Origin of the sequence: Lentzea sp. NPDC004782, from assembly GCF_040609115.1 — a bacterium.
In the GTDB taxonomy this organism is placed as follows: Bacteria; Actinomycetota; Actinomycetes; order Mycobacteriales; family Pseudonocardiaceae; genus Lentzea.
This window is the reverse complement of record NZ_JBEXJN010000118.1, coordinates 1-11,840: the sequence shown is the minus strand read 5'-3', so window position 1 is coordinate 11,840 and position 11,840 is coordinate 1. Positions and strand designations below refer to the sequence as shown.

General features: G+C 70.7%; 6 protein-coding genes. 4 read left to right on the top strand and 2 right to left on the bottom strand.

Annotation, left to right across the window (positions count from 1 at the left end):
* Positions 1-85: 85 nt before the first annotated feature.
* Entirely contained in the window at positions 86-1,963 is a 1,878-nt protein-coding gene (locus ABZV40_RS45275; protein ID WP_355456303.1) for a phosphatase PAP2 family protein, read from the bottom strand.
* Positions 1,964-2,078: 115 nt separating this feature from the next.
* Positions 2,079-4,049, bottom strand: coding sequence for a hypothetical protein (locus ABZV40_RS45270; protein ID WP_355456302.1), 1,971 nt, complete (start codon positions 4,047-4,049; stop codon positions 2,079-2,081).
* Between the two features lie 342 nt (positions 4,050-4,391).
* Between ABZV40_RS45270 and ABZV40_RS45265 the strand changes: the two genes are divergently transcribed.
* From ABZV40_RS45265 to ABZV40_RS45250, 4 genes are read left to right on the top strand one after another with little or no spacing between them, the layout of a single operon-like run.
* Entirely contained in the window at positions 4,392-5,345 is a 954-nt protein-coding gene (locus tag ABZV40_RS45265; protein WP_355456301.1) for a sugar ABC transporter permease, read from the top strand.
* Positions 5,335-6,171 (top strand): carbohydrate ABC transporter permease, encoded by an 837-nt coding sequence (locus tag ABZV40_RS45260; RefSeq protein ID WP_355456300.1) that lies wholly within the window; start codon positions 5,335-5,337, stop codon positions 6,169-6,171. The genes ABZV40_RS45265 and ABZV40_RS45260 overlap by 11 nt, the downstream gene beginning before the upstream one ends.
* Before the next feature lie 29 nt (positions 6,172-6,200).
* Positions 6,201-7,502, top strand: coding sequence for an extracellular solute-binding protein (locus ABZV40_RS45255; protein ID WP_355456299.1), 1,302 nt, complete (start codon positions 6,201-6,203; stop codon positions 7,500-7,502).
* Between the two features lie 4 nt (positions 7,503-7,506).
* The gene (locus ABZV40_RS45250) at positions 7,507-11,616 is read left to right on the top strand and encodes a hypothetical protein (protein WP_355456298.1); all 4,110 of its coding nucleotides are present in this window, start codon (positions 7,507-7,509) and stop codon (positions 11,614-11,616) included.
* Positions 11,617-11,840: the final 224 nt, after the last annotated feature.

Sequence of the window (11,840 nt, the reverse complement as noted above, 5' to 3'; positions counted from 1 at the left end):
CGCCCCTCAAGTTCCTGGCATTGCACGCCAGGTGGATGAAGGAGCCCTTCATCGACAACGGGCGCGGCCGAACGGGGACAGGGTGTCAGGAGAGCACGCGCACCGACAGGCCGGCCGGGCTGTAGCAGGGCTCGACCCGGTGGCCGGTCGCGGTGATGCGGGCGAACCGGCCGAGCAGGCCCGGCGCGGCGAGCACCGGCAGCACGGCACCGGCGCGCACGTTCTCCAGCGAGATCTCCAGCGCGCTGCCGGTCGCCAGCCGGATCGGGTGCGCGGCGGTCAGCACGGCGCAGGTCCCGCGCCGCAGTGTGACGGCGAGGGTGGTTCCGGCGGCCTGGCGGTAGCCCCGCACCCTGACCGCGGTCTCCAGCCGCAGGGTGCCGGAGCGCAGGTCGACCTCACCCCTGCCGAGCGCGGACGGCGCCGCGGCGGCGAGCGTGCCGCCCTCGACGCGGGTGGTGCCGGTGTAGGAGTTGGTGCCCGCGAGCGTCAGCGTGCCGGTGCCCCGCTTGACCAGCCCGCCGCGGCCGCCGATCGCGTTGTGCCAGGTGTCGGCGGCGTGGAAGCCACCGCGGTTCGCGTCCATCTCCACGCGCACGTCCGCGTCGAACGCGCCGAACCCGTCCGCGGCGGCGAACAGGTTGAGCCGGCCCCACTGCTCGGGGCCGTCGAGCACGGCGTGCCCGGACGGGAGGGCGGTGGTGCGCAGGACCTCGCGCCGCTGGTTCGCGGTGAGGTAGGGCAGCCGGGTCTCCAGCAGCACTTCCGCGCCCTTCGGCACGGTCATCTCGATCCGGCGGCCGGTCCTGGGCAGCCCGTAGGTGAGCAACGGCGCCACGAGCCGCGCGTTCGCCTCGCGGTCGGCGTACGGGTCGGTGGAGGTGTCCGCCGAGTGCGCGTACTTGATCAGATCGGCGCCGGCGTGCTGCTGGAAGTACTCGCTCGCCTGCGTCCTGGCGGCGGCCTTGAGGGCGGCGTTCTGCGGGTCGGCCAGGGTGGCGGCGGCGAGCGCGGTCGCGAGGATCCGGCCGCCGAGGACGTCCACCGGCGAGTGCATGCCGGCCACGATCCGCAGGTCGGCCAGCTCGAACGCCCTGGTCACCAGCTCCTGGAACCGTTCGGGCACCGCGTAGGCGAGTGCCAGGCAGGCCAGGTGCAGTGCGTTCGTGTGCCCGCTCGGGTAACCCCCGTCGTCGACCGGGCTGAGGTTGCGCTGGCGCAGCAGCTGCGGGGCGACGACCACGTCGGAGCGGTACACCGGGTAGCCGAACTGGTCGGTCACACCGGTCGGGACGACCGTGCTGTCCGGCGTCATCCGCCACGGCCGCGGGTACTGGTAGGCGTACTTCGACGGGTTGCCGGAGGCGAACGGCCCGCGCACGGTGTTGACCAGCTGCACCACCTGCCCCAGCGCGGAGTCCGGCGAGCCCGCGCCGAGCGCCGAGCCGGCCGGGGCGTCCGGCGGCAGCTTCTCGTCCACAGTGGACGGAGGAGTGCCGTCCGGCGCGGAGGTGATGCCGGTGACGGCCTTGGCGCCGGTCTTGTACAGCTCGGCCAGCGGGCCGAGGCCGCCGATGGCCGCGTAGCTCTGGTGCTGACGGTCCACGATGAACGCTCGCTTGGCCTGGTCGGCGGTCCGCGCCCCGGTGATCCGCGCGACGTGGCGGACGTTGGCGGTGAGCACGTTCCGGTTGAGCACGACCCCGTTGTCCCAGGCGGTGCCGGTGCGCCAGAGGTCCTGCACGCCGGACAGCACGCGGACCGCCGCGTTCGTCTCCGGCGTCTGGTTCGCCATCACGTTGGTGCGGTAGGAGTCGACGAAAGGCGCCGCGCCGGTCGGCAGTTCCGCCGCGTTCGCTTCCAGCGCCCGGTCCAGTGCGGTCGGGCCGATCAGCAGGCCGGCGGACAACAGCGCCGAACGACGCAGCAGGGCTCTGCGGTCGAACGCTTCGGCGGTGGTCATGTTAGCGCTCCCAACAGTCCTTCACGGACATACGTGGCGGCACGAGGATTTTGATGCACAATACGCAACAGAACTGGACCGTACTTGAAGTTCAGGAGGTGTGAGCGTTAACAGTTCACGGAGCGGCGATGCGCAGGACCGGCTCGCCGCCCACGTCACCCGCCGGATGACCGACCACCGCCGTGAAGAACGGGGTGCGCACCCGCACGCCCTCCGCGACCTCCTCGGCCGCCACGTCCAGCGCGACGGGCTCGGCTCCGTAGCAGAGGACGAACACCGCGCGCCCGTGCGGCTGGCCCGCGACCGGCTCGGCCAGCACGTGGTTGGTCGCGATCACGCGGCGCCAGCCCTCGTCCGGGTTGCCGTAGCCCCTGGGGTCGTCGCCGAGCCAGAACGCCAGCTGCTCCTGGGTCATGCCCGCGGTGCGCGGGTTGTTGAAGTACGCCGGCCCGTCCGGCGGGTTCTCCACGCGCAGGCCGGCACCCGCGCTCAGGGCGAGGCCGCCCGCGAGCAGCACCCTCCCGGCGGAGAGCGCTCGCCACGGTTCGGCGAGGTCGAACGGCTCTCCGCCCGGCTCGCTGACCGTGCGGACGCGACGCTGCCGCGAGCCTTCCGCGCTCGCGTAGGGCAGGCCGGCCAGGAAGGTCAGCTCCGCGTTGACCGGCAGCGCGGCGCGGTCGAGCACCGCGACCAGGAAGAGGCGTTCACCGTCGGTGACGTAGAGCTGCTGCACGGCGAGCATCACCTGCTCGCAGGTCACCACCGCCTTGGTCACCAGCTTGGCGCCCAGCCCGCCGTCGGTCACGTCCCGCACGCGGACCGGGCCGAGCGGACGGGTCAGCAGCGTCCGCCTGCCGTCGGCGTGGTGCGCCAGCGGCCCGATGCCGTGCTGGTGGTCCACGACGGACTCGATCACCGCGGTGTCGCCGGCGTCGATCAGGTACGGGGTGAGCTTCTCGGTGAGCGACACCGAGACCTTCCCGTGCCGCAGCGAGTACCGGGTGTGCACGGGATCGCCGGACGATGCGCGGTACCACCGGTGGTCGTCGAGGAAGAACCACACGGTGGCGAAGGCGAAGTGCCCGCTCGGCAGGCCGGGCGTGGAGGCGCAGTAGTAGGCGACTCGCCGGTCGCCGAGGTAGCGGCCGAGCTCGGCGGAGATGCGGCCGCTGAAGAACCGCAGGCCGAGCATGCCCTCGCACCCGCTGTGCTGCTCGCTGTAGCGGGGGCCGCCGTAGTCGAACCCGCGCGCGGACAGCCGCGCCTCCAGGTGCCGCGCGATCTCGTCGCCGTCGTCGAGGAAGCACTGCTCGCCGCTCACCTGGTAGGCCCGCGCCAGGAAGGTCAGCGAGATCGGCAGGTAGTTCTGGTCGTGCCCGGCGCCGTGCTCGACCGGCAGCCGCAGGTCGCGGTCGACGACGCGTTTGGCCCTGATCTCGCTGTGGTACAGGAACATGGCTTCGTCCACGATGGACTTCCGGGACAACAGCCGCCCGAGCGTCAAACCGGCCACCACGGCACCGATCGCCTGGTTCGCCGTCTGCTGGGGGTTGAACGTGCTCACTTCGGTGAGCCAGCGCCAGAAGCCCGTCGCCACCTCGGCGAGCGCGGCCCACTGCTCGGAGGTGATCACCTCGCGGCCGAACTCCAGCACGTTCACCGCGTGCAGCAACGCCCACACGGTGCTCGGCCAGTCACCGAAGGGGTGTTCACCGGCTTCGAGCACGTACCGGGCGTACGGCAGGCCGCTGTCGCGCACGAGCAGGAACGGCTCGCCGGGGTTGTCGGTGCGGAAGACCCGTTCGGCCAGCACGAAGTCCAGCCCGCGGCGGGCGGCGGCGGCCAGCTCGGGGTCCCGGCGGTCACCGCGGTGCCAGGCCAGGCACAGCAACGACACCACGCCGAGCGTCATGTCACCGATGTCGTCGACGACGGCCGGGTCTTCGAGGTTGCCGTCGGGACGCTGCCGCGCGAGCACCGCGGACACCGCCCTGGCGAGCACCTTCCGCAGCTCTTCGTCGTCGTCGGGCAGGTCGTGCACGCTGGCGTGCTGGCTCGGCAGGTACACCGCGGCGGCGGTGGTCATCGGTACTCCTCGCGGGTCGCTCGCCCGAGGTCGTCAAGTGTGGTGGGCGTGCGTGGCCGGAGTGCGGTTCCTCCCCTTCGTTCTCGTGGGTGTCGCGGCTGGGACCCGCCTAGTTGGTTAAAACGTAAACTTCTTCACCCGGTCGGCGTCAAGTCACAAGTTTCGAAACTTCGTTGGGGAACAAGGTTTCCTGAAGAGGTCCTTGACAGGCGGGTGGCCGGTTCCTACAGTCCCGGAAAGCGCTTTCCAGCTCCCTGGGACGGATCACTGGAACTGCGCCGTGCGTGGCATCGAACACCCGGCTCACAGGTCCATTCACGATGTCCCAGGGAGTGGCATTACATGGCGGAGAACAGCGGCGTCGCCGTGCTCGATCCCCCGATCCCCGAGCAGGCAGCGGCACCGGTGCGGCACAAGCGCAAGCGGCACAAGCACAACCTCGCGGGCTACGGCTTCCTCGCGCCCTGGCTGATCGGCCTGTTCGCGTTCACGCTGATCCCGATGGTGTACTCGCTGTACCTGTCGCTGACGAAGTTCAACCTGCTCACCGCTCCACAGTGGATCGGCTTCGACAACTACGCCCGCCTGTTCTCCGACCCGCGGTACCTGCAGTCCATCAAGGTCACCCTGCTGTACGTGGTGACTTCTGTACCGCTCAAGCTCGCCGCCGCGCTGCTCGTCGCGGTCGCGCTCAACCGCGGCCTGCGGGCGCTGGGCTTCTACCGGGCGACGTTCTACCTGCCGTCCCTGCTGGGCGCGAGCGTCGCGGTGTCGGTGATGTGGCGGCAGATCTTCTCCCGCGACGGCCTGGTCAACCAGTTCCTCGGGCTGTTCGGCGTCCAGGGCGCGGACTGGATCGGTGACCCGCGCTTCGCGCTGTGGACGCTGGTGCTGCTCGCGGGCTGGCAGTTCGGCACACCGATGCTGATCTTCCTGGCCGGGCTCAAGCAGCTGCCGCAGGACCTCTACGAGGCCGCGGCGATCGACGGCGCCGGGCGGTTCACGGTGTTCTTCAAGATCACGCTGCCGCTGCTGTCGCCCATGGTGTTCTTCAACCTCGTACTGGAGACGATCAACGCGTTCCAGACGTTCACGCCGGCGTACGTCATCTCGAACGGCCTCGGCGGCCCGATCGACTCGACGCTGCTCTACACGCTCTACCTGTACCTCAAGGGGTTCGGCAGCATGCAGATGGGTTACGCCTCCGCGATGGCGTGGGTGCTGTTCGCCGTGATCGGCCTGTTCACGGCGATCTACTTCTGGTCGGCCCGCCGGTGGGTGAACTATGCGGACTAGGACCGCCGGGACCCACTGGCGCGCGCACCTCCTGCTGCTGATCGTCCTGGTGGCGATGATCTACCCGATGGTGTGGCTGGTCGGGGCGTCGTTCAAGCCGGAGAACCAGATCTTCAGCACGATGAACCCGCTGCCGCTGGCGTTCACCGTCGCCAACTACGTGACCGGCTGGACGGCCACGGGCAACTCGTTCACCGTCTACCTGGCCAACTCGCTGACGGTCTCGCTCTGCACGGTGATCGCGAACGTCGCGTCCTGCTCGGTGGCGGCGTACGCGTTCGCGCGCCTGGACTTCGCGTTCCGCAGGTTCTGGTTCGGGCTGATGCTGGGCACGATGATGCTGCCGTTCCAGGCGACCCTGATCCCCCAGTACACGATCTTCTACCAGCTGAACTGGATCAACACGTTCCTGCCGCTGGTGGTGCCCTACCTGCTGGCCACCGACGCCTTCTTCATCTTCCTGATGGTCCAGTTCATCCGCGGCATCCCGCGCGAGCTGGACGAGGCCGCGGCGCTGGACGGCGCCGGGCACGTGCGGGTGTTCTTCAGCATCATCCTGCCGCTGCTGCGGCCCGCGCTGCTCACCACGACGATCCTCACGTTCATCTGGACGTTCAACGACTTCCTGCGCCAGCTGGTCTACCTGTCCGACCACTCGCGCTACACCGCGCCGCTGGGCCTGAACGCGTTCGTCGACCGGGCGAGCGGCTCCAGCTACGGCGGCATGCTCGCGATGTCCGTGGTGACGCTCGTGCCCACGGTCGCCGTCTTCCTCGTCTCGCAACGCCGTCTCGTCGACGGTGTCGCCACCACCGGCATCAAGTAACGCCTTTCACCGCCAAGAAAGGGAAACACATGTCCATTTCCAGGAGAGGCCTCTTCGGCCTGGCCGGTGGTCTCGCCGCGGCCTCCGTGGCCGGCTGCGGTTTCGCGCCGACCGGCAGCAGCGGCGCGGCGAACAACTCGCTGACGTTCCGCTGGTGGGGCGGTGAGGCGCGCAACAAGGCGTACCAGAGCGCGTTGCAGATCTTCACGCAGAAGACCGGCACCAAGGTCGACCCCCAGTTCTCCGGGTACGACGGGTACTTCAACAAGCTCAACACCGAGTTCGCGGGCGGCAACCCGCCGGACCTCTTCCAGATGGACACCGCGCTCGTCAGCACCTACGCGGCCAAGGGCGTGCTGACCGATCTCTCCCAGTACATCCCGAACACGATCCACATGGACACGCTGTACCAGGCGGTGCGCGGCGCGGGCGCGGTGGGCGGCAAGACCTTCGGCGTGCCGTCGGGTTCCGGTTACGCGCCGGTGCTCTACGACAAGACCATCTTCGAGCAGGCGAAGATCCCCGTTCCCGCCGACACCTGGACGTGGGACGACTTCGGCCGGATCGCCGGTGAGCTGTCGAAGGCCATGGGACAGGGCAAGTACGGCGCGCTCGACGCGTCCAAGGACGACTCCGGCGCGTTGCAACCGTGGTTGCGGCAGCGCGGCAAGGACCTCTACAACGACGAGGGCAAGCTCGCGTTCACCAAGGACGACCTCGCCGAGTGGTTCGCCATGTGGGACAAGCTGCGCAAGTCCGGCGCGATCTGCCCGCCCGAGATGCTGGCCAACACCGACTCCGCGGCCGGCAACCACCCGCTGATCTCGGGCAACATCGCGATGACCACCGGCTGGGGCCTCGCGCAGATGCAGCCGCTGACCCAGCACGCGCTCGACATCGTGGTGGTGCCGCGCGGCAGCAACGGCAAGACGGGACAGGCGCTCAACGGCGGTGTGCTGCTGTGCGTTCCGGTCAAGAGCAAGAACCCGGAGGCCGCGGCCAAGCTGATCGACCTCTTCGTCAGCGACGTCGACGCGATCAAGGCGATGGCTCTCTCGCGCGGCATCCCGCCGTCGGCCAAGGCGCTGGAGGCCCTGACGCCGTCGCTGAGCGCGGCGGACAAGCGGGACGTGACGTACTCGCAGTACGTCGCCGACGAGGTGGCGAAGGACGGGCTGCCGAACGCCCCGACCGCGCCGCCCGGTTACAACGACGCGAAGACCGCGCTGGACGCGGCCGCCAAGCAGGTCGCGTTCGGCAAGATGTCCATCCCCGACGCGGTGGCGCAGTACTTCCGCGACGCCGAGGCAGCGCTGAACGGGGCCAAGTAACAACGTGCGGGAGAAAACTGGGGTGATCGCCGAGAGCACGGATCTGTTCGTCGGCCCCGCTTCCGCGCCACGCCAGGTGGTTCGGGTCGCGCTCGCGGTGCCGCGGCCCGAACCGGCGTGGGTGCGGATCACCGGGCCGCAGGTCCGCACCCCCGAACCGGTGCGGGTGGCGGCGGGGCCGGAAGAGGTCGTGGCCGAGGTCGGCGTGGTGTTCTCCGCGCCGGTCTCGGCCGGCACGGCCTACCCGGCGACCCTGCTCGTCGCACCGGTCAGCGGTGCTCCGCCACTGGCGTGGGACGTCACCGTGACGCCGGCGGAGACCGGGTGGACGATGTGGATGGTGTCGCACTTCCACTACGACCCGGTGTGGTGGAACACCCAGGCGGGCTTCACCGAGACGTGGCTCGACCTGCCGGGTGCGCAGGCCAAGCGGATGCCGTTCCAGCTCTCGGCGTTCGACCTGGTGCGCGCCCACCTCGACGCCGCGCGGCAGGACGAGGACTACCGGTTCGTGCTCGCCGAGGTGGACTACCTCAAGCCGCACTGGGACGCGTTCCCCGGCGACCGGTCCGACCTGCGGCGGTTCCTGCGCGAGGGCAGGATCGAGATCGTCGGCGGGAACTACAACGAGGCCAACACCAACCTGACCCACCCGGAGTCGACCGTCCGCAACGCGGTCTACGGCGTCGGTTTCCAGCGGGACGTGCTGGGCGCCGACCCGCGCAGCGCGTGGATGCTCGACGTGTTCGGGCACGACCCGTCGTATCCGGGCCTGATGGCGGACGCGGGGCTCACGTCGAGCGTCTGGGCGCGCGGGCCGTGGCACCACGTCGGGGCCAAGCGGCACACCGGTGACATCACCAGGATGCAGTTCCCGTCCGAGTTCGAGTGGATCTCGCCGAGCGGGCGCGGGGTCCTCACCTCCTACCTGGCCGACCACTACGTGGCGGGCTGGGACATCGAGCGCAAGTCCACTTTGGACGAGGCGATGGCCGAGGCCTACCGGCAGTTCAGCACCTTGCGCCAGGTCGCGGCCACCCGCAACGTGATGCTGCCGGTCGGGCACGACCACAACGTGCCGTCCCGGTTCTGCACGGAGATCCACCGCGAGTGGAACGCGAGGTACGTCTGGCCGCGGTTCGTGGTCGGCCTGCCGCGCGACTTCTTCGCCGCGGTGCGCGCGGACGCTTCCGAACGCTCGGTGACGTTCAGCCCGCAGACCAGGGACATGAACCCGGTCTACACCGGCAAGGACGTGTCGTACATCGACACCAAGCAGGCGCAGCGGGCCGCCGAGGTGGCGGTGCTCGACGGGGAACGGCTGGCGGCGCTCACGACGTTGCTCGGCGCGGGCTACCCGGCTTACGCGCTCGACAAGGCCTGGCGCCAGCTCGTCTACGGCGCGCACCACGACGCCATCACCGGCACCGAGTCCGACCAGGTGTACCTCGACCTGCTGACCGGGTGGCGGGAGGCCGACGAGCTCGGCCGTGGCGTGGTGGCCGATGCCCTGTCGCACCTGGCTTCCCGCGCCGACACGACCGGTGCGGGCGAGGCGGTGATCGTCGTCAACGCCCTGGCCTTCACGCGCGACGCCGTCGCCACCGTCGAGGTCCGCCTGCCCGGCTTCCGGGGAGCCCGCGTCACCGACCCCGACGGCCACGAGGTGCCCGCGGTGACCGAGGCCCAGGCCCGGCACGCCGACGGCACGCTCGAACTCACGCTCACGTTCCTGGCGCGGGAGGTCCCGGCGTCCGGCTACCGGGTGTACCGGGTGGTCGACGCCGACAGGGTGCCGCCGCACTGGATGCCCGGCAACGGGGTGACGATCGAGTCCGAGTTCTTCGTCGCCGAGGCCGATCCGGACCGCGGTGGCGCACTGTCGAGGTTGTACGACCGCACCGCCGGGCGCGAGCTCGTGCGGCCGGGCGGGCTCGCGGCGGAACTGCTGGTGCAGGAGGAGCATTCCGGCCACCCGGTGTGGGGCGAGGGACCGTGGCACCTGCTGCCCAAGGGACCCGGTGTCACCGCGGGGCGGGCCGACGTGCGCGTCGAGACGAGCCCGCTCGGCGAACGGCTGGTCAGCCGCACGACGCTCGGCGAGCTGCGGATCACCCAGCGGGTCACGTTGTGGCACGGGCTGCCGCGGGTGGACATTCGGTCTTTTGTGGACGGTTCGATCGGCCAGGACCGGTTGCTGCGCAGCCGGTTCGCGTTCGACCTGCCCGGCGCGCTGCCCGTGGCTGAGGTCGGATTCGCCGCGGTGGGCCGCTCGTTCGGCTTCCCGGACGTCGACGCCGCACAGCACCTGTGGACGCTGGACAGTCCCGCGCACACGTGGGCGGGCCTCTCCGCACCCGTGCGGCTGAGGTTGCCCGACGGTGTGCTGCACGCGATCGGCGTCGCCGAGGTGATCGCCGAGGACGGCCGGGACCTGGTGGTGGCGCTGGCCGCCAAGGGCGTGACGGCCACCTGCACCCGTCCGCCCGGTCCGCGCTACGGCTCGCTCGACGTCGACTCCAACCTGCCCGACGTGCGGATCGTGGTGGGCGACAACGAGTTCACCGACGCCGTGCTGGCCGATCTGCCCGAGTACCGGTCGGTGCTCGACGGCACCGGCAGCGTGTTCGTCCCCGCGCTTCTGCCGCGCGCACAGCAGTGGGTGCCGGACGCCGACCTGCGCGGGCCGCGTGACCTGCCGGTGCTGATCGTGACCGACGTGGCCGCCCTGATCGACGACCTCGCCGACGCGTGCGTCGAGGTGGCCGGGCCCGGCGGTACGACCGACCCCGCGACCGACCACTCGGTGGCCGTGCTCAACCGCGGCACGCCGGGGTTCGTCGTGACGCCGGACGGCACGCTGCACGTCTCGCTGATGCGGTCGTGCAGCGGCTGGCCCGCGACGGTGTGGGTCGACGGCGAGCGCCGCACGGTGCCGGACGGGTCGAGCTTCGCCTGGCAGCACTGGTCCCACACGTTCGAGCTGAGCCTCGTGGCCGGAGCGGGTGACTGGCGCCAGGCCGGGTTCTCCCGCGCCGGCCAGGACGTGAACCACCCGCTGCACGCCCGCCAGGTCCCTTCGGCCGCGGGAGACCTGCCCGCCGAGCTGAGCCTGTTGTCGGTGTCACCGCCGAGCGTGCTGCTGACCGCGGCCAAGACCCTCGGCAACCCGCTCGCGTCCGGCACCGGAGAAGCCGGTCCCGACCTCGCGGTGCGGCTGTACGAGTCCTCGGGCGCACCCGTGACCGCGACGGTCTCGCTGTACGGCCGCATCGCCGCGGCCTGCCGCACGGATCTGCTGGAGGAGCGCGATCTCGGCCCCGTGACCGTCCACTCCGGACAGGCAGAGGCCGAGCTGGGCGCCGCGGACGTGGCGACGCTTCGGCTGGTACCGGTGTCGGCGCTCCCGCCCGTCCTCACCGAGTCGGTGGAACCGGTCCAGCCGGTGAGCACGAAGTACTGGCGCCACAACGCGGGCCCGGCGCCGATCGGCAACCTGCCGGTGACCGTGCACGTCAGCCCGTCCTTCACGCGGCTGGCTCCCGGCACCACCGGCCAGGTGCGGATCGTCGTCAGCTGCGGCGCGGCCCCGGCCAAGGGGCGGCTGGAGTTCTCCGACGGCCAGTCGTGGGACTACGACCTCACCGCCGGTGAGCACGCGGAGTTCACCGCCACCGTGCGCGCCAGGCCGGGCCGGCACCTGCACGCGGCGCGCATCCGCGACCACCTCGGCCAGACGCTGGAGGACACCGTCGAGGTGGTGTCCGGCCCCGCCACGGACCGCGACGTGGTCGACGTCCTGCTCCGGGCGGGCGCCCTGCTGCTCTCGCCGGGCGAGCACGCGCTGCTGCCGGTCACCCTGCGGAACCGGGTGCAGAGCGAGGTGCGCGGAGAGGTCACCGTGATCAGCCCGTTCGGCACCTGGGACGGCGAGGTCGCCGTCGGGCCGCGCACCCAGCCGTTCGCGATCCCGCCGGGAGGCAAGATCACCGTGCCGGTCACGGCCGCCGCGGCGCCCACCGCCCGCCGTGGCGCGCACTGGTGGGCGCTCGTGCGGGTGGCCGCGCACGGCCGGTTGCACTACTCCCCCGCGATTCCCGTGACAGTGAGGTGAACTCAGTCTGGCGAGGTGGATGAAGGGCTCCTTCCTCCACCTGACGTGCAATGCCAGGAACTTGAGCGGCGACGCGTTGCGCCGGCCTTCGCGGGCAGGCTCGCGATGAACGGCGCATTTGTTCACCTGAGGTGGACCTGGTGTTTTAACGTCAGGTGAGTTTCCTTAGCGGGCCGTCGTGTCAGCGGCGGCCCGTTTCTTGTTGTGTGTCTTGGGTTTGGGTG

What these genes read in the sequence shown, in the direction of transcription:
- ABZV40_RS45260 (WP_355456300.1), top strand. Translation starts at nt 5,335, where the DNA reads ATGCGGACTAGGACCGCCGGGACCCACTGGCGCGCGCACCTCCTGCTG.
- ABZV40_RS45255 (WP_355456299.1), top strand. Translation starts at nt 6,201, where the DNA reads ATGTCCATTTCCAGGAGAGGCCTCTTCGGCCTGGCCGGTGGTCTCGCC.
- ABZV40_RS45270 (WP_355456302.1), bottom strand. Translation starts at nt 4,049, where the DNA reads ATGACCACCGCCGCCGCGGTGTACCTGCCGAGCCAGCACGCCAGCGTG.
- ABZV40_RS45265 (WP_355456301.1), top strand. Translation starts at nt 4,392, where the DNA reads ATGGCGGAGAACAGCGGCGTCGCCGTGCTCGATCCCCCGATCCCCGAG.
- ABZV40_RS45275 (WP_355456303.1), bottom strand. Translation starts at nt 1,963, where the DNA reads ATGACCACCGCCGAAGCGTTCGACCGCAGAGCCCTGCTGCGTCGTTCG.